Origin of the sequence: Haloplanus natans DSM 17983, assembly GCF_000427685.1 — an archaeon.
Lineage (GTDB): Archaea > Halobacteriota > Halobacteria > Halobacteriales > Haloferacaceae > Haloplanus > Haloplanus natans.
Genome location: NZ_KE386573.1, coordinates 583,058 through 607,606, shown reverse-complemented (window position 1 = coordinate 607,606; position 24,549 = coordinate 583,058). Strand labels below are relative to the sequence as shown.

Sequence of the window (24,549 nt, the reverse complement as noted above, 5' to 3'; positions counted from 1 at the left end):
GAACGATTGTTTGTCCTTCTATATAAAAGTATTTGATAGGCGGCGTCGAACGCGGCGGGGCTACCGGAGCGACGGAGTCGACTAATCGAGAGACGTAGCCGGTCCTTTGGCCGTCTTGGCAACTGTTATCACGAACCGCGGTTCGACGCATGACATAGCTTTCGGCTGTTTTTAAATATCCCCTGACGAGGACTCGAACCGGTCGGAGGCGACAATGGATTCTAAGTCAGTACCGGTGGGTTCGCCGGACCACTACGGCGAACCGCCGGGACACAGTTACAGTAATCCGGATCAGTCGCCGACGGGTTCCTTCCAGTGGACCGTGACGGTGCCGACGGCGAAGGCGTCGGTCGTCTCCTCGTCGCGAACGATCCGGACGCTGTTGTGCCCCTCGGAAAGGGAGACGGCGTCGCCGAAGGTGTCGACCCAGTACTGCCACCCCTCGTTGGGCGGGATGTCGAAGCCGCTCATCGGGTCGCCGTTGATCAGAATCTCGTGGCCGTACTCACCCACGTCGAACGCCTGAATGCCGACGTAGCCGTCAGTCGCCTCGGCCGTCGGCACCTCGAACTCGAGGGCGGCCGTCTCGTCACCGACGTCGTCGGCCCAGTCGAGGTCGAGTTTCCGTGTCTCCGGCGCGAGTTGCGCGCCGACGTACATCGTCGCGTAGTTCGCACGGAGTGGCACGGGGACTGATTCGGCCGGGGCCGTTATAAGCGCGCCGACGGCGCGGCGTGAACGCGACGAAATCGTGAAAAATCGTGACCACCCGCTAGTCGTCGGCCGCGAACTACTCCTCGTCCTCGCCGAACTCCGGCAGGTCCCCCTCCTCGTCGAGCGATTCGAGTTCTTCCTCGTACAGTTGCTGGCGCAACTGTGCGCGCTTGTTCTTCCCGTTTCGCTCGCGGCCACTTTTCGTGTCAGGCATTGTCACGCAAACCCACGCGCCCCCGTCACATGAACCTTTCTCCGATTCCGAGGGCCGCGGATCGGTCGTCCCACCTCAGTCGGAGACGAGAAGTTGGACGTTTCGTGTGTATCTTGGGCGAACAGTCAGCGTGCTGGCCGATTATTTCGGCAGATAGCCGAATATGTTAAGTATTTATGCGTGTTAGTCGTTATCATGTCACTGAGAGAGGGCAGCACGGACGCCCCCGTCGAGCCGTCGCCGGTACGCCGACACGTCGCGGAGTGGATCTGTACCGATTGCGACTACGACGAACGTCGGGCAACGACGGGCGTGACGGGGTCGCTGGACCGCTGTCCGGCCTGTGGCGGACATCTCGTCATGCCACGGGACGCGATGGGGGGAGTAGCGGGCTGACACGCGGGTCGAGGTTGTCGGCGTGTGGAAAAACGCCGGGACAGGGATTTGAACCCTGGATCCCAGAGGGAACACGCTTTCCAGGCGTGCGCCTTACCACTCGGCCATCCCGGCTCAGTTACGACTAACCGCTCGACCTTTTAACTCCTTCCGTTTAGCCGCGGTTCGAGGACGTAGGTGACCCCCGCCGCGGCGGCGCCGACGAGGAGGGCGAGCCCTCCCACGGCGACGGGACCGATCCGCAGGGAGCCGGCGACGAGCCGGTAGCCCTGGACGAGCACGAGGAACGCGAGCGCGCCCACCAGCCCCCACAGCAGACTGGATTTCGTTTGTGGCGTCATCCGAGCAGGGGAGCGGCCATACCGGTCGGTCGCTGCGACGGGCGGGCGGTCCGCCCGACAGCTGTACGTCTCACTCTACGTCGGCGATGGCCTCGATTTCGAGGGCCGCGCCCTTCGGCACGTTCCCGACTTCGACCGCGCTCCGGGCCGGCGGCTCCGCGTCGAAGTACGTCCCGTACGTCTCGTTCATCTCGTCGAAATCCTCGATGTCGTCGAGGAAGATGGTCACTTTCAGCAGGTCGCTCGCGTCGGCATCCTCTTCGGCGAGAATCGCCATCACGTTGTCGAGAGACTGCTCCGTCTGGGTGGCCACCGACTCGTCGTCGAGGAGTTCCCCCTCGGTCGTCAGCGGAAGCTGACCCGCGGTAAAGAGGAGGGAGCCGTTCGTCGTCGCCTGGCTGTACGCGCCCACGGCCGCCGGGGCGTCGTCCGTGCTGATGGTTCGTTTCACGGCCGTCCGGTGGGGCGGCGGTCTGTTAAAAGTAGGTATCGCCGGCAGGATAGGGTTCATCGGTAGTCATTATGCTTCTCGCCGGATCGCCCCGGCGAGAATCCCATGGACAGTTACGATGATCCCGATGGTCACACCGACATCTGGTAGCCGTTGACGATTTCCACTTCGTAGCCCTCGGCGCGCAGCGTCGAGAGCAGTTCGTCGACGTGTTCCGGTCCGCGGGTCTCGACTTCGAGTTCGACTCGTGCATCGTTCATCGCCACGTCCCGCGAGGTGCGGTCGTGGTGAAACGCCGTGATGTTCGCGCGGAGGTCCGCGATGATCGTCCCCAGGTCGACGAGCGCGCCCGGCTGGTCTTTCAGGATGGTGCGGAACCGGAGATACCGCCCCGTCGCCACCAGCCCTCGCATCACCACCGTCGTCAGCATGTTGAGGTCGATGTTCCCGCCACAGAGCGCCGGGACGATGATCTCGCCTTCCTCGTACTCGATGGCGCCGGAGAGGAGGGCGGCAAGCGAGATGGCACCCGCCCCCTCCGCCAGCGCCTTCTCGCGTTCGAGCAGGTAGGTCAACGCGATGGCGACGGATTCGTCGTCGACGGTTACCACCTCGTCGACGCGCTCTTTGATCACCTCGAACGTGCGGTCGCCGATCCGGCGGGTGGCGATGCCGTCCGCGATGGTGTCGACGCTCTCGCGCTCGTAGATCTCCCCTTTCCGGAGCGACTCGGCGGCGCTAGAGGCCCCTTCGGCCTGGACGCCGATCACGCGGATGTCGGGGTCGTGGGCCTTCACCGCCGTCGCGATACCGGAGATCAGGCCGCCGCCGCCGATGGGGACGATCACCGTCTCCACGTCGGGGCAGTCCTCGACGATTTCGAGGCCGATGGTTCCCTGCCCGGCCATCACCATCTCGTCGTCGAACGCGTGGACGTACGTCCGGCCCTCCTCGCGTTCGATTCGGTGCGCCTCCGCCTGTGCATCGCTGTAGTCCGCTCCGTGGAGGATCGCCTCGCCGCCGTAGCGCTCGGTCGCTTTCACCTTCGACACCGGCGCGTGCTCGGGCATGACGATCTTGGAGTCGACGCCCGCTCGCGTCGCCGCGAGCGCGACGCCCTGGGCGTGGTTGCCGGCGCTCGCGGTGACGACGCCCGCCTCTTTCGCCTCGTCCGAGAGCGTTTCGATGCGGTTGATCGCGCCCCGGATCTTGAACGCGCCCGTGCGCTGAAAGTTCTCCAGTTTGAGATGCACGTCGGCGCCGGTCATATCCGAGAAGGCGAACGAGTATTCCAGCGGTGTGTGACGCGCGACGCCCGCGACCCGCTCCTGGGCGTCGAGCACGTCCTCGTACGAGATCATACCACCCATACCCGCCGGTGGCTGTTAACGGTTTATAGTATCCGTCACACACGACGCCGTCGAGGCGGGGTCCAACTGCCGCGGGACGGAGTCCAGCGGCTCGCGGGTGTAAAGAGGGGGAATGCACGCGTGTGACGTGCAACTAACTGATAGTCGTGGAGGGATATAAACGTCATGAAGGCGCGGTGAAAGTGAAAGTAGAGGACTGCGGCGGGATGATATCGGTTCCCACGCCCATCCATCAAGAGTGTTCCGGCCGGACGACCACCGATTCGGCCTCGAAATACCGCCGGACGCGCTCGGTGAACGGGCCCGTCCCGGGCCAGTCGACCGCGTCCTCGACGTTGAGGGCGTCGGGGTCACCGACGTAGACGGCGGCAACCCCGCCGTCGGTCCGGGGCGCCGAGAGGCGGACGTAGAGCCCCTCGTCGACGCCCTCGTAGGCGTCGAGGGCGCCCACGTCGTCGGTCCGCAGGAGTCGTCCGGCCGTCTCGCCGCCGGGAGCGAGCGTCGGATACCGACCGGCGACGGGGTGACAACCCTCCAGTACCGCAGCACCGACGAAGACGAAGGCGTCGACAACCGACGCCACTCGCTCGGGTTCGGTGAGGGTGCCGTAGACGAAAATATCCATACGACGGGGGTCAGTTACCGCTCGTCGAGGGGGACGAACTCGCGCCCTCGCTCGCCGACGTAGTGGGCGCGTGGACGGATGAGCCGGTTGTCCTCGTACTGTTCGAGCATGTGAGCGATCCACCCGCCGACCCGCGACAGCGCGAAGATGGGCGTGTAGAGATCCATCGGAATCCCCATCTGGTAGTACATCGACGCGGAGTAGAAGTCGACGTTGGGTGCGAGCCCTTTCCCGTCCATGTACTCCTCGATGGTGACGGAGTACTCGTACCACTTGCGGTCACCGGCCTCGTCGCCCAGACGCTCCGAGTACGTCTCCAGAATGCCCGCACGAGGGTCGCGGACGTTGTAGACGCGGTGGCCGAAGCCGGGGATGCGCCGGCCGTCCTCGACGGCCGCCTCGATCCAGTCGTCCGGGTCCGCGTCGCTCTCGTCTATCTCTTTCAGCATCCGCATGACGTTCTGGTTGGCGCCGCCGTGGAGCCCGCCAGCGAGCGTCCCGATGGCGCTCGTGACGCCGCTGTGGAGGTCCGACATCGTCGACGTGGTCACCATCGCCGAGAACGTCGAGGCGTTGAGGCCGTGGTCGGCGTGGAGCACTAGCGCGGTGTCGAACGTCTCGGCGGCCACCCCGTCGGGCTCCTCACCGTTCAGCATGTAGAGGAAGTTCGCGGCGTGGCCGAGGTCCTCGCGGGGGGCAACGGGGTCGTCGCCGTCTCGAAGGCGGGCGAAAGCGGCGAGCGCCGTCGGGAGTTTGGCCGTGATCCGACAGCCCTTCGCCAGATTCGCCTCCCGGTCGTCCGGGTCGGCGTCGGCATCCGGGTCGTACGCCGAGAGCGCGGAGGTGACCGTCCGCATCATCGCCATCGGGTTCTCCTCCCGCGCCGCGAGTTCCTCGATGAGGTCGTAGACGGCCGGATCGAGGTCACGTTCGGCGGCCAAGCGGGCGGCGAACTCGTCGTGTTCGCCGCGGGTCGGCCACTCGCCGTTCCAGAGCAGTGACAACACCTCCTCGTACGTCGCTTCGCGTGCGAAGTCCTCGATGGCGTACCCGCGGTAGCCCAACTCGCCGGCGTCGCCGTCGATGTAGCTCAGCCGGGACTCGGAGACGACTACACCCTCCAGCCCCCGCTTGACCTCATCAGACATATCGTACCGATTTCGCACCGTCTCAAAAAAGCGTTGTCCTTTCCTTCACGGTCGCGTCAGGAATTGCCTCGAACGGCACCGAACGCCGACGGAGGTGCCCCCACGACGCCGACCGGGGAGATTTTACCCCTCGACACCGCCCGGCTAAGTATGATCCTGTCGGACACCGACATCCTCGCCCGTCTCCGCGAGGGTGATCTCGTGATCGACCCCCTCGACGACATCGATCAGCAGGTCCAGCCGGCCAGCGTCGACCTCCGTCTCGGCTCGGAGTTCCTGGAGTTCCAGCGCACGAACATCTCCTGTATCCACCCGACCGACGAGGGGGAAGTGGGCGAGTACATCTCGGAGACGGTCGTCGAGGACGGAGCCGAGTTCATCCTCCATCCCGGGGACTTCGTCCTCGGCACCACGAAAGAGCGCGTCGAGATGCCCGCAGACCTCGTCGCGAACGTCGAGGGACGCTCCTCACTGGGCCGCCTCGCCGTCGTCGTCCACGCCACTGCCGGCTTCGTCGACCCCGGCTACCGCGGGCAGGTGACGCTCGAACTCTCCAATCTCGGCACCGCTCCCGTCGCGCTCACACCCGGCATGCGCGTCTCACAGCTCGTTTTTACCGAACTCTCCTCGCCCGCCGAGCGGCCGTACGGGAGCGAGCGCGGTTCGAAGTACCAGGACCAGCGCGGCCCCCAGGCCTCCCGCATCGGGGACGACCCCGAGTTCGAGTCATGAAGTTCGTCGAGGAAATCGTCGTCGAGGAGTTCCTCCCGACGGTCCGATCGATGCTCGCCGCCGACCTCCGCGAGCGCGGCTTCACCCAGCGCGAGGTGGCCGACGCCCTCGGTATCTCCCAGTCCGCCGTCTCGAAGTACGCCCACGGCGACGTAGCGACCAGCGACGCGATCAGCGACGACGAGCGTGTCCGGGCACTCGTCGAACGGGTCGGCGACGGGCTGGCGACCGGCGACGTGAGCCGCGTGCAGGCGCTCATCGAAATCGAGGTGCTGATCCGCCAACTCGAGAACGGCGACCTGCTCGCCGAGCGCCACCGCGAGCGGATGCCCGAACTCCGCGAGTACGACGCCTCCTTCGACGTCCACGACCCCGAGAGCGGGGCACGCACCACCGAGCAGGTCCGTTCCTCGGTGCGCCGTGGCCTCCGCATCCTCCGCAACGCCTCCGGGTTCGCGGGGCTCGTCCCCAACGTCGGCTCCAACCTCGTCGAATGCCTGCCCGACGCGACCGACGTGGAGGATGTCGCGGGTGTCCCCGGGCGCATCTTCGACGTGCGCGGGACGGCGACAGTTCCCTCCGACCCCGAGTTCGGCGTCAGCGAACACGTCGCTTCCATCCTCCTCTCGGCCCGCACCGCCGGCGCGGCCGTCCGCGGCGCCGTGAACGTCCGCTACGATCCGGCGCTCGTCGACGACCTGCGGGCGGCGGGCTACCCGACCGTCGAGTTCGAGGCCGGGCGGGACGGGGAGGGCGGCCGCGGGACGACCCGACCGGCCGTCGTCGACGCCGTCCGCGACGCCGGCCCCGACGCCCCCTTCGTCCTCTATCAGACCGGCGGCTTCGGCATCGAACCCATCACCTACGTGCTCGCGGCCGACGCGCCCGCCGCCGCGCGGGTCGTCCGCGATATCGCCGGATGACTGCCCCCGAGCCGGACCGGGCGAGCGCCGCGCAGGCCTTCTACTCGCGGTGGGCGCCCGGCTACGACCGCCTCGCGACCCACGCGCCGGGCGTTCGCCGCCTCCGAACCGCGCTCGTCGACGTGCTCGACCCCGCGCCCGGCGACACCGTCGTCGATATCGGCTGTGGCACCGGCGCGACCCTGCCGTATCTCCGTGACCGGGTCGGCAGCGAGGGGACCGTCGTCGGCGTCGACTTCGCGCCCGGCGCCCTCATCCGCGCTCGCGCCCGGATCGACCGCGCCGGCTGGGAGAACGTGATAGTCTGCCGGGGCGACGGCACGCGGCTCCCGCTTCGGGACGCGGACGCCGTCGCCGCGAGCTTCCTGATGGGGATGCTCCCCGACCCCGCGGCGGCGGTCGAAAACTGGCTCTCGACGCTCGATCCCGACCGGATCGCGCTCCTCGACCTCGCGCGGAGCTACCGGCTCCCCGGACGCGTCATCAACCCGCTCTTTCGGCTCGCCGTCCGCGCGTCGTCGCCGCCAGGCACGGCGGCCCACCACGGCGAGTCGCCGACGGGGGTGCTCGATCGGCGGGTGGCGGCGGCGCACCGAACGATGTTGGGAGCGTGTGCCGAGACGAACCACGAGACGCGACTCGGCGGGTTCGTCTACCTGAGCGCCGGGCGTCGGTGAGGCGTCGGGCCACCGCGGTCGCTACCCGTACCGTTCGGCATGCGCCGCACAGAACTCGGGGTCGCGCAGTTGCGCCTGCACCACGCCGGGTTGTCGGTGCGCGTCGTACAGCCGACACCGCTCGTCGTCACAGAAGGCCGATCCCGTCTCCACGAAGTCAACGGCGGCGAGGACGTACCCCTTCAACGCCTCGGTCGTCCGCGGATCGTCGGCGACGAGGAAGTCGCCCTCGATGTCGGCCTCCAGCACCTCACGCGGCGGCGCGTCGCCCGTCAGCATGGCGTGTTTGCTCTTTTCCTCGTAGTACGCCTCGGGCTTCGCGGGCGCCTCGTACAGCCCGGGAACGGAAACGAGGGACGGTTGGCCGAAGACGGCCACCCGCTTGTGCCACCGGCCGTCGTGCCCGCCCCACGTCCCGAGGACGCGGTCGAGCAGGGGGACGTGGAGGTGGTCGAGCCCTTGGTCGTCGGGGAGACGAGCGTTCAGCGCCCGTCCGACCACGCGGCCGTCGTAGACGACGCCGCCCGCGCGTTCGGGCTTCGCCAGCGCCCGCTCCTCGTACCGGACGATACCGACCAACGTCGTCCCCGTCTCGCGGTCGTAGGGGTCGGTGACGCGGGCGGCGGCGAGGTCCTCGGCGAGGGCGTCGCTGTCGTTGACGGAGCCCAGCAACCGGTCCCGCACCCGTACCTCGCCGTCGATCCGGTCGCGAAGCCAATCGGCGATGGCGTCGGCGTCCGCGGGCGTCGTCGGCGCGCGGTAGAGGGTGACGGTCCCGACCACTGGCCCTCAGTCGTCCGCCGGCGCCCGCGAGGTGAGTTCCACGTCCGCGGCGTCGACGCCGAGTTCGTCGATGGCGGCCTGGGCGGCGCGTTTGCCCGAGACGAGCATGGCGCCGAAGGTCGGCCCCATCCGCGGCAGGCCGTACGTGGTGGCGACGGCCATCCCCGTCGCGATCAGGCCGTCGTGGACGACGCCCGTGTGTTCGACGACGGCGTCCTCGCTCTCGCCGACCCACATCGAGTCGTGGCCGGGCGAGTCGTGACCGGGCGCGCCGTAGGAGTCGTCGCCCGTCTGGTCCATCCCCGTGTTGTGCTCCTTGGCGTGCTGGATGCCCGGCGCGTCGAGGACGCCGCGCTCGTCGAGTTTGGAGATGGCGACGGCGTCGTGGCCCGTCGCGTCGATGACGAGGTCCGCCTCGACGGCGATGGGGTCGACGCAGGTGATCTCCCGGGGCAGGGCGTGGACCGGCGTCCAGTTCATGACGATACCGCCGACGCGGTGGTCCTCGCGGATCACGATGTCGGTGAACTCCGTCATGTTCTGCATCTTCGCGCCCGCATCACACGCGGCCTTGATCAGGCCCGAACACGCCTCCGGCCCGTTGGCGACGTACAGCCCCTCCGTGTCCTGGGCGGACTTGTAGTCGACATCGAGGTCCTCCAGTACGTCCTGGGCGGGATCACGGACGGTCACCTTGTTCATCAGGAACCCGCCGAGCCAAAAGCCACCGCCGAGGTAGTTGTTCTTCTCGACGACCATCGTCTTCACACCGCGCTCGGAGAGCTCCTTCGCCGCCATCAGCCCCGACGGGCCGCCGCCGACGATCAGCACGTCCGAATCCGAGAAATCCATGAACTCCTCGGTCCACTCCTGTCCGATCGCACGCGTTACGTCCGCTTCACCGACCTGACTGAACTGCTCGTACGAAGACATACCACTTAGTAGTATTACTAAGTGGTTAAAATAGCTTGCGCTGCGCCGACGAAGCCTTTTGTCCGTCCGCACCGGAGCGTGAGGTATGGATATCGAGGTGAGCGAACGGTGAGCCGACTCGTCGAGGGCGAGTGGGTCGCCGATGCCGACATCGAGACCGACGACGACGGGGAGTTCAAGCGACAGGAGCAGGCGTTTCACGACCGTCTCGGCACCGACGCGTTCCCCGTCGAGGCCGGGCGCTACCACCTCTACATCTCGCGGGCGTGTCCGTGGGCCCATCGCGTCGCCATGACGCGTAGCCTGAAAGGACAGGACGACGCCGTCTCACTCTCGCTCGTCCAACCGGAACGCTACGACGAGGGCTGGGAGTTCTCCGACGCCCATCCGGACCCTCTCTACGGGGCCGACTACCTGCGGGAACTCTACGTCCGCGCCGACCCCGAGTTCACCGGTCGGCCGACCGTGCCCGTCCTCTGGGATACGGAGACGGGGACCATCGTCAACAACGAGTCCGAGGAGATCATGCGGACCCTCGACGTAGCCGGCCACGAACTCGGCACCCGCGACGTGGACCTCTACCCCGCGGGCTACCGCGACGCGGTCGACTCCCTGATCGACGACATCTACGACCCCATCAACAACGGCGTCTATCGCGCCGGCTTCGCGGGGTCACAGGAGGCGTACGACCGCGCCGTCGACGACCTGTTCGATGCGCTCGACCGGTACGACGACCTGCTAGCGGACCAGCGGTATCTGGCCGGCGATGTGCTGACGGAGGCCGACCTCGCCATGTTCGCTACCTTGGTGCGCTTCGATCACGTCTACCACACCCACTTCAAATGTAACCGCCGCGCCATCCACGAGTACGGAAACCTCTGGGAGTACACGAAGGACCTCTACACCACGCCCGGCATCGAACGAACGGTCAATATGGACCACATCGTCCGCCACTACTACGTGAGCCACGCCGATCTGAATCCGAAACGGCTGGTGGCGACGGGTCCCGACATCGACTTCACCGAGGGTCACGACCGGGATCGGTTGCCGGGTGGGCCGCCCGCGGCGTTACAGGATCGCTAAGACGCCCGCGCTCAGCCCCAGCGTCACCAGCAGCCGACCCACGCTCCCGACGAACGTCGCCGCGGCGAAACGGTAGTAATCCTCCTCCAGCACGGCGAACGCGTAGATGGAGAGCGTGTCTGGGAAGAAGGGAACCGAGAGCGCAAGCGCGAGGCCGGCGTAGCCCCAGCGGCGGGCGACATCGACGGTCCGGCGTTCGGACCAGCCGATCACGTCGAAGCGGGAGCGTCGGAGCGCCTTGATGATCGGTCCGGCCTCCTTGGCCTCCTGGCCGATGTGGAAGGCGAAGACACTCCCGACCGCCTTGCCGGCGGCGGAGGTGAGGATGATCACCGCCAGCCGTAGCTCGGTCGACAGGCCGAGATCGAGGGGCGCGAGGAGGACCACCTCGCTGACGCCGGGAAGTGCGAAGGCGATGAGAAACGAGTAGACGAAGATGATCGCCAGCCCGCCCCATCCTGTCGCCGTCTCGACGAGCCGTGTCAACCACTCGAACCCGGGGAGGTCGAACGCGAGGAGGGGGACCAGTGTCTCCACACCTCCCTCTCCAACGGCGGCGACGTAAGTCTTTCAGGTTCCGTTCACCGGCAGTCGTCGAGGTCGTCGACGAACTCGATCAGCATCTCGCGAGTGACGTGTGGCATACACACGATGCGGAGTTCTCCGCGGGCGGTCCGGGCGAGGCGCCACCCGCGCTCGGTCAGCGCGTCGAACAGGTCGCCGGGGAGGTCGGCCGCGACCAGCGGGAGAACGGGGTCGACCACGTCGACGCCGCGGTCGGCGAGAGCGCTCGCGACCCACTCGGCGTTCGCCCGTGCGCGGTCGAACGCGTCGCGGTAGCCGTCGGGCCAGAGTTCGGCCAGCGCCGCCGCGGCGCTTGCCACCCCCGCGCCGCTCCGGGTCCCCGTGAGCGTCGCCTGCGACGTGGACTCCAGATACGGCGTCTCGACCGCCAGCGCGTCCATCGTCGCCCCCTCGCGGGCGAGGAAGCCACCCGCCGGTACGGCCGCCCGTCCGAGTTTGTGCGGGTCGATGGTCATCGTGTCGACGGCGGCGTGGCCGAAGTGCCACTCGTGGTCGGTGAAGGGGAGCGCGAACCCGCCCCACGCGGCATCGACGTGGAGGAAGGCGTCGGCGTCGGCCGCGAGGTCCGCGAGCGCCGGAATCGGGTCGACGCGTCCGTACTCCGTCGTCCCCGCGACGCCGACGATCAGCGCGGTGTCCGAGTCGACCAGGTCGGCCATCGCCGCCGGGTCCGCTCTCCGGTCCGTGTCGACCGGCGCGGTCCGCAGGTCGACATCGAGCACCTCCGCGGCCTTCTGAAAGCTGAAGTGGATGCTCTCGGGCGCGACGACGTTCGGGTCGGCCGCGTCGGCCCGGTTGCGCGCCGCCCGCACCGCCTGTACGTTGGCTTCCGTCCCCCCGCTGGCGACGTAGCCGTGGGGCCGGTCGAGGCCCGTCACCTCGCCCAACCACTCGACCACGTCCGCCTCCAGCCGAGCGACCGAGCGATACGTCTCGGGGTCGCCGGGGTTCGTCTCGAGAAACCGCTCGGCCGCCGCCCGTGCCGCCGGGTGCGGGCGGGTACACATGCTGGAGAGGACGCGGTCGAACGTCTGCGGAACCGCCTGCGTCATGCTACCACACAGCCAGCGGGGGCGTTTAGCCGTTGCGTTCCGCCCTACCGCACCGAATCGAGGATGAGCTGCTCCTCGACGCGGTCGACCTTCTCGAATACGTCGGCCACGGCGTCGATGTTGGCGCTGATCGAGGTGATCCCCTTGCGGACCAGAAAGTCGACCATCTCGGGGTGGGAGCCGGCCTGCCCGCAGATGCTGGTGTCGACGCCCGCCGCGCGACAGGCGTCGATGGTGTCGCCCATGATGGCGAGCACCTGGGGGTGGAGTTCGTCGAACCGGTCCGAGACGTGTTCGTTGTTGCGGTCCACCGCGAGGACGTACTGCGTGAGGTCGTTCGTCCCGAATGAGACGAAGTCGACGCCTTCGTCGATGATGTCCTCGACGCCCATCGCGCTGGCCGGCGTCTCGATCATGACGCCCCAGTCGCGCTTCGTGGGGTCGATACCGACCGACGCCATGTGCTCGCGGGCCGCGGCCACGTCCTCGCCGTCGGTGACGAGCGGGAACATGATCTCGAGGTTGTCGTAGCCCATCTCGTAGAGGCGTTTGAACGCCTCGAGTTCGTGTTCGAACACCTCCGGCCGGTCGAGGCTCCGTCGGATGCCCCGGTAGCCGAGCATCGGGTTGTGTTCGTCCGGTTCGTCCTCGCCGCCCTCCAGTTGTCGGAACTCGTCGGTCGGGGCGTCGAGGGTGCGCACCCGAACCGGCCGTGGGTAGAACTCCTCGGCCACCGTGCGGACGCCGTCCATCAGTTCCGTCACGTACGCCTCGGAGCCCTCGTCCGCGATGTAGCGTTCCGGAGTCTTCCCCAGCGAGAGGACGAGATGTTCGATCCGGAGGAGGCCAACGCCGTCGGCACCCGTCTGGGCGGCGCGGGACGCCGCCTCGGGGATGGAGACGTTCACCTTCACCTCCGTCGCAGTGACGGGTTTGGGCCGCGTGCCGACCGGGTCGTCGTCGTTACTGCCGGGTTCGACGACGGGGTCGTCGGTAGCGAGCGTCCCGTTGCGGACCGTCCCCATCTCGCCGTCGACGGTGACCATCTGTCCGTCCTCCAGCGTGCGGGTCGCGCCGCCACAGCCGACGACGGCCGGCACGCCGAGTTCGCGGGAGACGATGGCCGCGTGCGAGGTCATCCCGCCCTCGTCGGTGACGATGGCGGCCGCGCGCTTCATCGCCGGCACCATGTCGGGCATCGTCATCTCGGTGACGATCACGTCACCCTCGCTCACCTGATCGAGATGGTCGAGTTTCGTGACGATTCGGACGGCACCGGCGGCCGTGCCGGGACTCGCGCCGAGGCCGGAGAGCAGGAGGTCGTCGTCGCTCTCGGCCTCGTCCTCGCTTTCGCCCTGGGCCGTACTGCTCGCCCCGTCGTCGATGGTCGTGATCGGACGGGACTGAAGCATATACACCTCGCCGCCGGCGACCGCCCACTCCACGTCCTGTGGTTCGCCGTAGTGGTCCTCGACTTTCTTGCCGAGTTCGATCAGGCGGTCGATCTCCGCCTGCGTGAGCACCTGCTGATCGCGTTTGTCCCCGGGGACCTCACGCTCGACGGTCTCGCCCGTCTCGTCGTCCTTGACGTGCATCACCTTCTTCGTCGCGACCGTCATCGTCTCTATCTCACCCGTCGTGCGGTCGACGACGTAGTTGTCCGGCGAGACGGCGCCGGCGACGACCGCCTCGCCCAGCCCCCACGCCGCCTCGATGATGATCCGCGGGTCGCCGGTCGAGGGGTGACTCGTGAACATCACGCCGCTTTTCTCGGCGTCGACCATCGTCTGGACGACGACGGCGATGTCCACCTCGTCGTGTGGGAACCCCTTCTGATTCCGGTAGTAGATGGCTCGCTGGGAGAACAGCGACGCCCAGCACTCCTGTACCCGGTCGACCAGGTCGTCCTCGGTGACGTTGAGGAACGTCTCCTGCTGGCCGGCGAAGGAGGCGTCGGGCAGGTCCTCCGCGGTCGCCGACGACCGGACGGCGACGAACGTCTCCCCGTCGCCCATCGACCGGTACGCCTCGACGATCTCCTCGCGTACGTGTTCGGGTACCTCCGTCTCGACGATGAGTTCGTGGGCGCGCTCGTGGGCCGCTTCGAGCGCCGCCGAGTCCTCGGAGTCGACGTCGACCGCCGAGAACAGTTCCTCGTCGATACCGGCGTCCTCGATGAAGGTACGGTAGGTGCCGGCGGTGACGACGAATCCCGGTGGGACGGGAAGACCGGCCCCCGTGAGTTCGCCGAGCGAAGCCGCCTTGCCACCGACCGTCCCCAGATCGGTGGACCGAACGTCCTCCAGCCAAGCTACAGCCATTTCGTACGCAGGACTCCCACCAGCGCGATAAAGAAGGTTTCGGAGCGCGCATTTAGGGCGATCCATGTGACGCCGTGGCGCGGGGTCTCGGTGGGAGTGCCGGCGGCATGCGCGGAGTCGGCGGCGACGGGACGCCCTACGCCTCGAGGATGTCGTCGCTGTCGGCCGGCGGGACGGCGAGGGAGCCGTCGAGTGCCGTCACCGCGCGCCCGCCCACACGGACGCTATCGCCATCGACTTCCACCCGAACCAGCCCCGGTCGGTCGACGAAGTGGCCCTGTTCGAACCGCATCTGGGCGGGCGGGTCGTCGAAGGCGTCGACCGCGTGGAGGTAGGCTCCGCAGGCACCGCTCGCGGTGCCCGTCACCGGGTCCTCCGGCACGCCCGCCCCCGGCGCCCACATCCGCGCGTGGAGCGTCGAGTCCGCGTCCAGCGCGTCGAAGGTGAACGCGTAGACGCCGGTGGCGCCGTACTCGGCCGCCAGTTTCTCGACCGCGTCCATATCCGGATCGGCCTCGCCCAGCCGTTCGAGGAAGTTGACGGGCACGATCAGGAACGGTAACCCGACCGTCGCCACCGCTGCCGGGACGTCCGCGCCCACGTCCTGCATCGCCGCGGGGTCGATGCCGAGTGCTGCGCCCACCCGCTCGTAATCGAGGTCGACCACCTCGACCGACGGCTCGCCGGTCCCCATCCACGCCACGCCCTCGTCGGTCACCTCGACGTCGATGATCCCCGCGTTCGTCCGCAGTCGCCCCTCGCCAGCGTCGAGTGTCCCCTCGTCGTGGAGGTGGACGAGGCTGGCGATGGTGGCGTGCCCGCAGAGGTCGACCTCCTGTGTCGGCGTGAAATACCGGATGCGACGGTCCACGTCGGCGGCGTCGGTGAGAAAGGCCGTCTCGCTCGCCGATAGTTCGCGGGCGACCTGTCCCATCCGTTCGGCGTCGAGGCCGTCGGCGTCGGGGACGACGCCAGCCGGGTTGCCCGCGAGCGGGTCGGCCGCGAACGCGTCGATCAACAGGGTGCGGCGCGTGTCCATGCCACCGACGTGGAGCGGGGGCGATAAAAGGCGTTGGGCGGTTCGGCGAAACGTAAACCCTTACCCGTCGGCCGTCGGACTCGCCGCCATGAGCGACCTCCCGGACGACTTCACTTGCACGATCACCAACTGGGAGTACATCTACGGGCTCTGCCGGGACGTGGCCGACGAGGTGCGGACCGCGGAGTTCGACCCCGACGTGATCGTCGCCCTCGCCCGTGGCGGCTGGTTCGCCGGCCGCTGTTGCTGTGACTTCCTCGGCCTCGACGACCTCACCAGCCTCAAGATGGAACATTACGTCGGCACGGCGTCGAAAGGCGCCGACCCCGAGGTGCGGTATCCGATGCCCGAGGGGAGCGTCGCGGGTAAGGACGTGTTGATCGTCGACGACATCGCGGACACGGGCGAGTCGCTGCGTCACGCCTACGAGTACGTCACCGACCGCGACGCCGACGAAGTGCGGACGGCCACCCTGCAACTGCTCTCGACCAGCGAGTTCGACCCCGATTTCGTCGGCGAACGCCTCGACGAGTGGGCGTGGATCGTCTACCCCTGGAACTTCATCGAGGACATGATCGATCTGATCGAGGGCGTCATGGCACGCACGGACGCGGAGACGTTCGACCGGGCGGCGATCCGAACGCGCCTGGCCGCCGACCACGACGTCCAGCGCATCGAGATGGAGATCGCCCAACCCGACCGACTCGACGAGGTGCTCGCCGAGATGGAGCGCCGCGACGTGATCGAACCCACGGGAAACGACCGCTGGCGCCTGGCGTAGCGTGGTCCGGAGATCACGCCAGCGGACGACGGCGACGGACGGGGTGAGCGCCGCGTGACGTCGCTGTTTTCCATCTTCGCGACGGCCATCCTCCCCATCATCGCCCTCGCGGGCGTCGGCGTCGTCCTCGGCCGCCTCCGCGATATCGACATCGACCCCCTCAACACCGTCACGGTGTACGTCCTCGTCCCGGCGCTCATCTTCCACAGCATCGCCACCGCGAGCTTCGGGGGGGCGACACTCGCCCGTATCGGCGTCGCCACCGCCGTGTATCTCGTCGCGATGGTCGTCGTCTCCGAGGCCGTCGGCCGGCTGTTCGGCCTCGACGAACCCATTCTGAGCGCGGTCGTCCTCGTGAGTGCCTTCCCCAACTCCGGCAACTACGGCATCCCGCTCACCGAGTTCGCCTTCGGCGCCACCGGCCGGAGTACGGCCGTCGTCTACCTGACCGCCCAGGCCATCCTGCTCTACACCGGCGGCGTCTACATCGCCCAGCGGAGCGGCGGCACCCACGGGATCGGCGGCATGAAACGCGCGCTCAAGATTCCGCTGGTCTACGCCGTCGTCGCCGCCGTCCTCGCGCGCTATCTCGGGGTCGTCCCCCCCGACGAGAGCACCGCGATGGCGACGCTCGCGCTCGTCGGCAACGCCTCCATCCCCATCATGCTCCTGATCCTCGGCATCCAACTCGCCGACACCGACTACGGCGCCGCGCTCTCGCAAGTCGGCATCGCGAGCGTCCTGAAGATGGCCGTCGCCCCCGCCGTCGGCGTCGGTATCGCCCTCGCCGTTGGCTTTCGAGACCCCACCGTCGCGCGCACATTCGTCCTCGAGTGTGCGACGCCCGCGGCCATCACGCCCCTCCTCCTCGTCGTCGAGTTCGGGGGCGAGTCAGCCGGTAACGGCCTCTCGGTCGCCGAATACGTCAGCACGACGGTGCTCGTCACCACGCTGTTGAGCGTCCCCGTCCTGACCCTTCTCATCGCGCTGTTGGAGTCGGGGGTGCTGGTCTGATACGGGTTATTGTGAGTCGTTACCGGTGGGTCGGCGGATCGTCTCGGCGACCCACCGGGAAACAGTTACAATAATCCGTATGAACGGATGGACCTCACGACCCTCGCCGCCTTCGTCCCCGCCGGCCTGAGCCTCGGCTATCTCACCGGCGTGGCGCGCTCCTCGAGTCGGCGCGGGCGCGCCGGGCGTTCCGATATCTGAGCGGGAGCGTCCTCGTCGGCTTCGGGGTTCGACTCGTCCTCGACGAGCGGCCGACACTCTGAGCGGCCCGCCGTCCCGCCGCGACCACAGTTGATAATCGGGCCACGACGCTTAAGCCACCGCGCCGCCGACGGCCGAGCGATGCGAGAGAGAGACGGACTCGACTACCTGCTCGTCGTCGTCGTGGCGGTTCTAGCCGCAGTCCACATCCCACCCTACGCGGTCGCCAGGCGCGAGACGGTCGAACTCGCCCACGAGACCGGCATCGCCGCCGCCGCCGACCTGTTGCTCGACGTTCGCGTCGCCGTCCTCCTGCTCGCGGTCCTGGGTCTCGCCATCCTCCTCGTCGTCACCGACACCGTTCCCGTTCGGGAGTGACGGCGTCGTCGCCTCACGGCTCGAAGCGGTGGGTCTCTTCACCAGTCGCGCGTCACCCTCAGTCTGCCACGGCTTCGTCACCGACTCTCGGCGCCGCCGGATCGCGAATCCACAGGTCGCCGAACAGGTCGTCCTGACGCAGCCGGATCTCGCCGCGGTGTGCCAGAAAGAGCAAGGCGAGGAAGGTGTCGACGGGCGCGCCGCCGGCCTCGCGCACCTCCGCGAACAGCACTTCGGCGCGGCCGGCGTCGTAGTGGGTGCGCACGGTCTCCCGCACGTCGTCGATGGTCGACTCGATGTCCTCGGTGTGGGTCGTGCCGGTTACGTCGCCCTCGGTCGGCTCTCCCCCCTCGCGGAAGTCGTCCGCGGAGCGATAGTCGAGGGTCTGGGTCCCGCGGTCGTACCCCTGTGGCGACGCCGAGGTGTCGTACGACCGCGACTCCTTCCACCACGAGTCGCGCTCGGCCTCGCGAAGTTCCCGGACGAGTTCGTCGAGCGTCTCCGGCGACCCGCGGGCGTGCTTGCGGTCCAGCCGACGGTCGAGTTCGGCGTCGAGGGCGTCGATGGGGTCCGGGCCGTCGACGTCGGGGTCGCCGCCCTCCATCGCCACCTCCCACGGCTCCGGCTCCGGCTCCTCGGGACCGTCGTTCAGCAAGGCGTCGCTTTTCATCCGCAGGAGGACGCTCGCATAAAAGAGCGCCCGACCCGAGGTTCGGAGATCCGTCTCGTCCAGTCGGTCGAGGAAGGCGTCGGTGGCGTCGACGATGTCGACGTCCCACGGGTCGATTTCGCCGTCCTCGGCCAACTGGACGAGGATTTCGACGGGTTCGACCTCGTCGTCGTCCGTGCCCGGGAGGCTCACGTCGTCGGGGACGTAGTCGTGATCAGTCATCCGCGGGCACCTCCGCCTCGCCGTCCAGCCGAATCCCGGTCACGGCGCTCACGTTGTCGCCCTGCATCGTCACGCCGATGGCGCGTTCGGAGCGATCCAGGAGCGCGGAGCGATGCGAGACGACGACGAACTGCGCGTCGCCCGCCAGGTCGTCGACCATCTCGCCTACCCGCTCGGCGTTGGCGGCGTCGAGGAAGGCGTCCACCTCGTCCAGCGCGTAGAAGGGCGCGGGGTTGTGGCGCTGAATGGCGAAGATGAAGGCGAGCGCCGTCAGCGACTTCTCCCCGCCGCTCATGGCGTCCAGCCGCTGGATCGGCTTATCGCCCGGTTCGGCCTTCATCGTCAGCCCACCGTCGAAGGGGTCGGCCTCGTTCTCCAGGTGCAACTCGCCCGTCCCCGCCGACAGCCGCTCGAAGATGTCCTGAAAGTGGGCGTCGATGGCGTCGAACGCCGACATGAACGTCTCCTTTTTCCGGTCCTCGTACCCCTCGATCCGCTCCTCGATGCCGTCGCGCTCGTCGACGAGGGTGTCGCGGCGCTCCTGTAAGTCCTCGAGGGCCGCCTCCACCTCGTCGTACTCCTCGATGGCGAGCATGTTCACCGGCTCCAGCGCGTCCATCTCGGCCTGCAGCCGTTCGATCGCCTCCGCCACCTCGTCGTGGTCCGGAATCTCCTCGGGGTCGTAGTCGCCGACCTCGCCTTCGAGTTCGTCGATCTCCCACTCCAGTCGCTCGCGCTCCTCTTCGAGGTCGTCGATCTCCGACTCCACCTCGGCCACCCGCTCGCGGGCCTCGTCGCGCTCCGCCCGTGCCTCGCGCAGATCCGACTGGAGGTCGCGACGCTCCTCCTTGAGATCCGCGAGTTCGTCCTCCAGATCCTCGATGGCGGCGCGTTTCTCCTCGAGGGTCGCCTCGTGCTCCGCGATGTCGGCCTCGACCGCCTCGATCCGCTCCTCGGCCTCGGCCTTGCGGCCCTTGGCCGCCTCGATAGTGGCTTCGAGGTCGTCGATCGCCTCCTCGGCGTACTCGACCTCGACCTGTTTCTCGTTGAGGCGGGCGTCGAGGTCGTCCATCCGACCGTCCAGCTCGTCGATGTCGCTCTCGATGGCCTCCTTCTCGGCCGTGAGTTCGGGCACGCGGGAGTCCGCGAGCTCGGCCTCTAACTCTTCGATATCGGCTTCGATGCCCTCGATCTCGCCGTCGAGCGTCGCGATGCGGTCCTCGAGGTCGCCCATCTCGGCGTCCACCTCGTCGCGCTCGGTTCGGAGGTCGTCGAGTTCGGCCTCCAGCGACTCGATTTCGCCCTCTGTCGTCTCGATCTCGCCGTCCACGTCCTCGATGTCGCCTTCGAGGTCGCGGACGCGGTCGGTCGCGTCGCTCTTGCGGTCGCGGGCGTCGTCCAGTCGCGATTCCACGTCGCGGATCTCCTCGCGGACGCGCCGGCGGTCGTCCTCCAGCGAACTGATCTGCTCCGCGAGGCGTTCGAGCCGCCCCTTCCCGCTTTTGGTGAAGGAGTACCGCGATCCACCGCCGGAGCCGCCGGTCATCGCGCCGCTTTTCTCGACCAGGTCGCCGTCGAGTGTCACCATCCGATAGTCCCCCATGAACTCCCGCGCCGTCGCCATGTCCTCGACGACGAGCGTCGAGCCGAGGACATAAGAGAAGACGCCGGCGTAGCGGTCGTCGTAGTCGACGAGGTTGCGCGCGAAGTCGACGACGCCCGGGTCGGACGGCTTCCGTGGCAGTCCCCGCCGATCCATCTCGGTGATCGGGAGGAAGGTCGCCCGGCCCGCCGACCGGGACTTGAGGTAGTCGATGCAGGCCGAGCCGACGCCGTCGTCGTCGACGACGACGTTCGCCAACCGGCCGCCCGCCGCCGTCTCGCAGGCGGTGGCGTACTCGGCGTCGACACTGCCCAACTGGCCGACTGCGCCGTGGACGCCGTCGATGCCGGCGTTCAGCACTGTCGTCACGGACCGCGGCCACGAATCGTCGCCGTCGCGGCTGGCGCGGGCCTCCAGTTCCGCGTACTCGTTCTGTTTCGCGCGGAGGTCGTCCTCGATTTCGTCGAGCCGATCGCTCAATTCGGCCTTCTCCTCGCGGAGGTCGGCGATCGCCGACTGGATCTTCTCGCGGTTTTTTTCCGCCCGGTCGAGTTCGCCGTGCAGATCGGAGAGGTCGGCCTGTAACTCCGGAATCCGTTCGTGGGCCGCCTCCAACTCCGCTTGCGCCTCGCTGATCCGGTTCGAGCGCCGACGCGCCTCGTCGAGCAGGCGGTCTTTCTCCCGCTGGGCGTCGTTGCGCTCGGTCTTCCGTTCCTCCAACTCGGTTTTGCGCTCGGCGAGTTCGTCTTTGAGTTCGTCGAAGGCGGTGTCGACGCTCTCTATCTCCGCTTCGACCTCCGCGAGTTCCGACTCCTTCGCCTCGATGTCGCCTTTGACCGACGCCTTCTCGACCTTGATCGACCGGATCTCCTCTTCCAGCTCGTCGAGTTCTTCGGTCTTGCCGTCGAGGGAGACGAACGCCTCGCGACGCTCCGCCTCGGCGTCCTCGATTTTCTCCTCCTGGTTCTCGATGGTCGCCTCCAACCGACCGATCTCGCCTTTCAGCTCCTCGATTTCGCCTTTGATTCGGAGCTGTTCGTCCTCGCCTTTGCGCTCGATTTCGCGGGTGAGGTCGTCGAGTTCGTCCTCCAGCGCCGAGACGGCGGCGGCCTTCTCGTCGAGGGTCGCCTGCCGGTCCGCGAGTTCCTGTTCCGTCGCCTCGATGCGCTTGCCCGTCCGCTCCAGTGCCGTCCGCTTTTCCTCCAGTTCCGCGGCCTTCCGGTAGCTCTCGTACTCCGCCTTCTCCTCACGGAGCGACTGGTACTCAAGTGCCGTCTCGCGTTCGTCTTCCAGTTGCTCGAGGCGGTCTTCCTTCTCCTCGATGCGGAGGTCGGCCTCGTCGATGCGCTCTTCGACGACTGCCAACTCCTCGTAGGCGTCCTCCTTTTTGGCGTCGAACTCCGCGACGCCCGCGATTTCGTCGATAATGGTGCGCCGTTGCCCGGCCGACATGTTGATGATCTCGGTCACGTCGCCCTGCATGACGACGTTGTACCCCTCCGGTGTCACGCCCGCCTGCGCCAGCAGGTCGCGGATGTCCGAGAGGTTGACCGACCGGCCGTTGAGGTAGTAGTAGGAGTAGTAGTTCTCCTCGGTCTCCTTGACGCGGCGCTTGACGGCGATTTCGTCCACGTCACCCACGTCCTCGGTGCCGGCGGCGTTGACCACCTGCGAGCGGTCGAGCGTGCCGTCGCCGTTGTCGAGGACGACGGTCACGCTGGCCTCGCGGGGGCCGGAGCGATCCGACTCGTCCTCGTGGCCGGGGTTGTAGATGAGGTCCGTCAGCTTCTCGGCGCGGATGCCGCGGGTGCGGGCCAGACCGAGCGCGAAGAGCACGCCGTCGATGATGTTGCTCTTCCCGGAGCCGTTGGGGCCGGTGATGACGGTGAAGTCCTCGTAGAAGGGGATTCGCGTCTTCCGGCCGAAGCTCTTGAAGTCGTCGAGTACCAGCTCTGAGATGTGCATGGGGGGCGGTGACCCCGATCAGGCGACGATGATGTCGTTCCCGTCGGAGTCGGAGCCGTCGTCGTCTTCCGCCTCGGTCTCGGTCTCCGCCTCCGTCTCGTCTGCCGTCTCCGTCTCGGGGGCGGGCTCCGAGTCGGCGTGTTCGACGTCGGCGTGTGGCGAGTCGCGGCGCCCGGGAGTCCGCGAGTTGTCGACGCCCTCCCCTTCCTCTAGTTGTCGGAGGCGTTCCCGCGTCTCGACGAGTTCCTCGGTGAGGCCGTCGACGGCGGCCTGCAGCTCCGCGACCTGGGATTCGAGCTCCTCCACCCTGTTGCTCATGGACAAACAGGGTCGCCCCGGACGTATAAAGCTACGTCAGACATTCGGTCTCGACCGCCGACCATTAGTGCCTCGACGCCGGAGACACACCCATGCGCCACCTCGGACTCAAAGCCCGGATGGCGGTCGTCGGATCGATCCTGTTCGCCTTCTACGCGGTCGCCGCAGCCGTCGTCATGGGGATGTTCGGAACCGACGTGCTCCCGCTGGTGATCGTCGGGAGCGTCCTCTTCGTCGGCGTCCAGTACAAACTCGGCAAGTGGATGGCGCTTCGAAGCGTCGGCGCCGAGGACCTCCTGGAGGAGCGCGCCCCCGACCTACACCGCCGCGTCGAATCGCTCTCGCGGGACATGGGCATCGACAAACCCCGCCTCATGATCGCGAGCATGGGCGTCCCCAACGCCTTCGCCATCGGGCGCAAGGGCGCGGGAACCGTCGTCGTCAGCGAGGAGCTCCTGCGGACACTCGACACCGACGAGGTGGAGGGCGTCCTGGCCCACGAACTCGCCCACATCCGCAACCGCGACGTGGTGATGATGGTGCTCGGTCAGGGAGTCGCCTCCATCGTCGCCATCGTCGCCCAGTGGGCCGTCCTCCTCACCGGTGACAACGACATCGCCGACTTCTTTCTCGCCATCGTCGTCGGCCAACTCACCCAGATGCTGGTGATGCTCTTTGTCTTCGCCATCTCGCGGTACCGCGAGTACGTCGCCGACGGCGACGCCGCCGAGGCCATCGGGAGCGGCGAACCCCTCGCCCGCGCACTCGAGAAGATCAGCCGGGGTGCCCAGGGTCGGGAGGGCCGGATCGACTCGCAGACCGCTGCACTCTGTATCTTCGATAACCGTGGCGGGCTCGCCAGCCTCCTGTCGACACACCCGCCGGTCGAGAAGCGGATCGAACGCCTCCGGAGTCGATGACCGACGCCCGGACGCTGCTGGCCGCCGTTCTCGGCCTCCTGCTCGGGGCCGTCTGCCTCGCCGCCCCCGGGGCCGTCGTCCGTGTCCAGACCGCCGGTCGCCGACCACCCGGCCGCGACGGCGAGTACGGCACCGACGCCGTCCCCGACCGCTGGCGTCGACTCGTGCAGGCCCTCGGCGTCGGCCTCGTCGCAGCCGGAGGGTACTTCGGCTACGCGGCGCTCGGGCTCGGGTGAGCGACGGCGGCGCCGCCGATCCGTCCGGAACGCGCGGCCGCGCGGAGCCTACACGATATCCCGAACGATACCGCCGTCGACGGTGAGTTCCTCGCCGGTGACGTTGTCGCTCGTCGCCAGGTAGACGGCTGCCTCGCCCATGTCCTCGGGGCTCTGGTCCCGCCCGAGCGGGATCAGTCGCTCGACTGTCTCCTCGTACGACTCCTCCTTGTGCGGTGCCAGCACCTCGGTCCACATCTTCGAGGGGACGATGCCGGGACAGAGCGCGTTGACCGTGATGTCGTCGGATGCGAGTTCGATCGCCAGCGACTTCGTGAGTCCGTTAACGGCGTGTTTCGACGCGCCGTAGTGGCTGTGCTCCGGCGCGGCGATCATCCCCGAGATGGAGGAGACGTTGATGATCGTCCCCGCCGTCTCTCGGAGGTGCGGGATGGCCGCCTGTGAGACCAGAAAGGTCCCCTTCGCGTTCACGTCCATGACGCGGTCCCAGTCGCTCTCGTCGAGATCCTTGACGGAGCCGACGGTGAGGGTGCCGGCGTTGTTCACGACCACGTCGAGCCGACCGAACTCCGCGACCGTCTCCTCGATCAGCGCGTCGACGCTCTCGGCGTCGCTGACGTCGACCGCAACCGTATGCGCTCGGCTGCCGAGAGCCCTGATCTCGTCGGCGACGTCCTCGTCGTTGTGGACCGCCAACACCACGTCGCTTCCCGCGGCGGCGAGGTGTTTCGCGATGCCGCCGCCGATGGCGCCGCCCGCTCCAGTGACCAGTGACACCGTTCCGTCGAGAGAGGTATCCGATACCATAGCACAGGCAGAGAGGCCGGCAAAATAATGATGTCGACGGGAGCGAT

The 24,549-nt window shown here is 67.7% G+C and carries 27 protein-coding genes and 1 tRNA gene; 10 read left to right on the top strand and 18 right to left on the bottom strand.

Features of this window, described 5'->3' with window-relative positions:
- Positions 1-291 precede the first annotated feature (291 nt).
- Together HALNA_RS05515 and HALNA_RS20505 are read right to left on the bottom strand one after the other, a co-directional pair.
- On the bottom strand, positions 292-687 hold the full coding sequence (locus tag HALNA_RS05515; protein ID WP_049935401.1) for a DUF7383 domain-containing protein: 396 nt from the start codon (positions 685-687) through the stop codon (positions 292-294).
- A gap of 103 nt (positions 688-790) precedes the next feature.
- Positions 791-928, bottom strand: coding sequence for a hypothetical protein (locus HALNA_RS20505; RefSeq protein WP_169719015.1), 138 nt, complete (start codon positions 926-928; stop codon positions 791-793).
- A 195-nt stretch (positions 929-1,123) separates the two neighbouring features.
- Between HALNA_RS20505 and HALNA_RS05510 the strand changes: the two genes are divergently transcribed.
- Entirely contained in the window at positions 1,124-1,324 is a 201-nt protein-coding gene (locus HALNA_RS05510; protein WP_049935399.1) for a hypothetical protein, read from the top strand.
- Positions 1,325-1,357: 33 nt separating this feature from the next.
- Here HALNA_RS05510 and HALNA_RS05505 read toward each other — a convergent pair.
- The 6 genes from HALNA_RS05505 to citZ all read right to left on the bottom strand — a co-directional run bounded on the left by HALNA_RS05505 (position 1,358) and on the right by citZ (position 5,259).
- A tRNA-Ser gene (locus tag HALNA_RS05505) sits at positions 1,358-1,438 on the bottom strand.
- Between the two features lie 26 nt (positions 1,439-1,464).
- Complete coding sequence (locus HALNA_RS05500; protein ID WP_049935397.1) at positions 1,465-1,665, bottom strand: hypothetical protein; 201 nt, start codon at positions 1,663-1,665, stop codon at positions 1,465-1,467.
- Positions 1,666-1,735: 70 nt separating this feature from the next.
- On the bottom strand, positions 1,736-2,116 hold the full coding sequence (locus tag HALNA_RS05495) for a Rid family detoxifying hydrolase (RefSeq protein ID WP_049935396.1): 381 nt from the start codon (positions 2,114-2,116) through the stop codon (positions 1,736-1,738).
- A gap of 131 nt (positions 2,117-2,247) precedes the next feature.
- Positions 2,248-3,477 (bottom strand): threonine ammonia-lyase, encoded by a 1,230-nt coding sequence (ilvA, locus tag HALNA_RS05490; RefSeq protein ID WP_049935394.1) that lies wholly within the window; start codon positions 3,475-3,477, stop codon positions 2,248-2,250.
- A 241-nt stretch (positions 3,478-3,718) separates the two neighbouring features.
- Complete coding sequence (locus HALNA_RS05485; RefSeq protein ID WP_049935393.1) at positions 3,719-4,111, bottom strand: gamma-glutamylcyclotransferase family protein; 393 nt, start codon at positions 4,109-4,111, stop codon at positions 3,719-3,721.
- 14 nt (positions 4,112-4,125) lie between these two features.
- Positions 4,126-5,259: a citrate synthase gene (citZ, locus tag HALNA_RS05480; protein ID WP_049935392.1), complete on the bottom strand. Its 1,134-nt coding sequence runs from the start codon at positions 5,257-5,259 to the stop codon at positions 4,126-4,128.
- Between the two features lie 150 nt (positions 5,260-5,409).
- On the opposite strand from citZ, the gene dcd reads away from it, so the two are divergent.
- The 3 genes from dcd to HALNA_RS05465 are packed head-to-tail and all read left to right on the top strand — an operon-like array spanning position 5,410 to position 7,591.
- Entirely contained in the window at positions 5,410-5,991 is a 582-nt protein-coding gene (gene dcd, locus HALNA_RS05475) for a dCTP deaminase (RefSeq protein WP_049935391.1), read from the top strand.
- The gene (locus tag HALNA_RS05470) at positions 5,988-6,914 is read left to right on the top strand and encodes a thiamine-phosphate synthase family protein (RefSeq protein ID WP_049935389.1); all 927 of its coding nucleotides are present in this window, start codon (positions 5,988-5,990) and stop codon (positions 6,912-6,914) included. The genes dcd and HALNA_RS05470 overlap by 4 nt, the downstream gene beginning before the upstream one ends.
- A complete protein-coding gene (locus HALNA_RS05465; protein ID WP_049935388.1) occupies positions 6,911-7,591 on the top strand; it encodes a class I SAM-dependent methyltransferase in 681 nt (226 codons plus the stop codon). Before HALNA_RS05470 ends, HALNA_RS05465 begins: the two co-directional genes overlap by 4 nt.
- 21 nt (positions 7,592-7,612) lie before the next feature.
- Here the strand turns inward: HALNA_RS05465 and HALNA_RS05460 are convergent, their stop codons facing one another.
- Both HALNA_RS05460 and HALNA_RS05455 read right to left on the bottom strand, forming a co-directional pair.
- Positions 7,613-8,374, bottom strand: a complete 762-nt coding sequence (locus HALNA_RS05460; RefSeq protein ID WP_049935387.1) for a DUF7001 family protein — start codon at positions 8,372-8,374, stop codon at positions 7,613-7,615.
- A 6-nt stretch (positions 8,375-8,380) separates the two neighbouring features.
- Entirely contained in the window at positions 8,381-9,307 is a 927-nt protein-coding gene (locus HALNA_RS05455) for a sulfide-dependent adenosine diphosphate thiazole synthase (RefSeq protein ID WP_049935386.1), read from the bottom strand.
- A gap of 108 nt (positions 9,308-9,415) precedes the next feature.
- Between HALNA_RS05455 and HALNA_RS05450 the strand changes: the two genes are divergently transcribed.
- Positions 9,416-10,390: a glutathione S-transferase family protein gene (locus tag HALNA_RS05450; protein ID WP_049935385.1), complete on the top strand. Its 975-nt coding sequence runs from the start codon at positions 9,416-9,418 to the stop codon at positions 10,388-10,390.
- Here HALNA_RS05450 and HALNA_RS05445 read toward each other — a convergent pair.
- The 4 genes from HALNA_RS05445 to HALNA_RS05430 form a co-directional block, all read right to left on the bottom strand.
- A complete protein-coding gene (locus tag HALNA_RS05445; protein ID WP_245576051.1) occupies positions 10,376-10,918 on the bottom strand; it encodes a YqaA family protein in 543 nt (180 codons plus the stop codon). The two genes, HALNA_RS05450 and HALNA_RS05445, sit on opposite strands and share 15 nt — an antisense overlap.
- Positions 10,919-10,971: 53 nt before the next feature.
- A complete protein-coding gene (gene mfnA / locus HALNA_RS05440) occupies positions 10,972-12,027 on the bottom strand; it encodes a tyrosine decarboxylase MfnA (protein ID WP_049935383.1) in 1,056 nt (351 codons plus the stop codon).
- Positions 12,028-12,071: 44 nt separating this feature from the next.
- Complete coding sequence (ppsA, locus tag HALNA_RS05435; RefSeq protein WP_049935382.1) at positions 12,072-14,348, bottom strand: phosphoenolpyruvate synthase; 2,277 nt, start codon at positions 14,346-14,348, stop codon at positions 12,072-12,074.
- A 136-nt stretch (positions 14,349-14,484) separates the two neighbouring features.
- Positions 14,485-15,387 (bottom strand): PhzF family phenazine biosynthesis protein, encoded by a 903-nt coding sequence (locus HALNA_RS05430; protein WP_049935381.1) that lies wholly within the window; start codon positions 15,385-15,387, stop codon positions 14,485-14,487.
- A gap of 88 nt (positions 15,388-15,475) precedes the next feature.
- Here HALNA_RS05430 and HALNA_RS05425 point away from each other — a divergent pair, with 88 nt between their 5' ends.
- From HALNA_RS05425 to HALNA_RS05415, 3 genes are all read left to right on the top strand, one after another.
- Complete coding sequence (locus tag HALNA_RS05425; RefSeq protein ID WP_049935380.1) at positions 15,476-16,168, top strand: phosphoribosyltransferase; 693 nt, start codon at positions 15,476-15,478, stop codon at positions 16,166-16,168.
- A 54-nt stretch (positions 16,169-16,222) separates the two neighbouring features.
- The gene (locus HALNA_RS05420; protein ID WP_049935379.1) at positions 16,223-17,182 is read left to right on the top strand and encodes an AEC family transporter; all 960 of its coding nucleotides are present in this window, start codon (positions 16,223-16,225) and stop codon (positions 17,180-17,182) included.
- 342 nt (positions 17,183-17,524) lie between these two features.
- Positions 17,525-17,761, top strand: a complete 237-nt coding sequence (locus HALNA_RS05415) for a hypothetical protein (protein WP_049935378.1) — start codon at positions 17,525-17,527, stop codon at positions 17,759-17,761.
- Positions 17,762-17,819: 58 nt separating this feature from the next.
- Here HALNA_RS05415 and HALNA_RS05410 read toward each other — a convergent pair whose 3' ends face one another.
- From HALNA_RS05410 to HALNA_RS05400, 3 genes are read right to left on the bottom strand one after another with little or no spacing between them, the layout of a single operon-like run.
- Entirely contained in the window at positions 17,820-18,653 is an 834-nt protein-coding gene (locus tag HALNA_RS05410) for a segregation and condensation protein A (RefSeq protein ID WP_084509913.1), read from the bottom strand.
- The gene (gene smc, locus HALNA_RS05405; RefSeq protein ID WP_049935377.1) at positions 18,646-22,221 is read right to left on the bottom strand and encodes a chromosome segregation protein SMC; all 3,576 of its coding nucleotides are present in this window, start codon (positions 22,219-22,221) and stop codon (positions 18,646-18,648) included. The genes HALNA_RS05410 and smc overlap by 8 nt, the downstream gene beginning before the upstream one ends.
- 18 nt (positions 22,222-22,239) lie before the next feature.
- Positions 22,240-22,539 (bottom strand): DUF7518 family protein, encoded by a 300-nt coding sequence (locus HALNA_RS05400; protein ID WP_049935376.1) that lies wholly within the window; start codon positions 22,537-22,539, stop codon positions 22,240-22,242.
- 92 nt (positions 22,540-22,631) lie between these two features.
- Here HALNA_RS05400 and HALNA_RS05395 point away from each other — a divergent pair, with 92 nt between their 5' ends.
- Positions 22,632-23,459 carry a M48 family metallopeptidase gene (locus HALNA_RS05395; protein WP_049935375.1) on the top strand — a complete coding sequence of 276 codons (828 nt, stop codon included), beginning with the start codon at positions 22,632-22,634 and terminating at the stop codon, positions 23,457-23,459.
- Positions 23,456-23,695 carry a hypothetical protein gene (locus HALNA_RS05390; protein ID WP_049935374.1) on the top strand — a complete coding sequence of 80 codons (240 nt, stop codon included), beginning with the start codon at positions 23,456-23,458 and terminating at the stop codon, positions 23,693-23,695. The genes HALNA_RS05395 and HALNA_RS05390 overlap by 4 nt, the downstream gene beginning before the upstream one ends.
- A 48-nt stretch (positions 23,696-23,743) precedes the next feature.
- Here the strand turns inward: HALNA_RS05390 and HALNA_RS05385 are convergent, their stop codons facing one another.
- Positions 23,744-24,502: an SDR family NAD(P)-dependent oxidoreductase gene (locus tag HALNA_RS05385; protein ID WP_049935373.1), complete on the bottom strand. Its 759-nt coding sequence runs from the start codon at positions 24,500-24,502 to the stop codon at positions 23,744-23,746.
- Between the last annotated feature and the right edge of the window lie 47 nt (positions 24,503-24,549).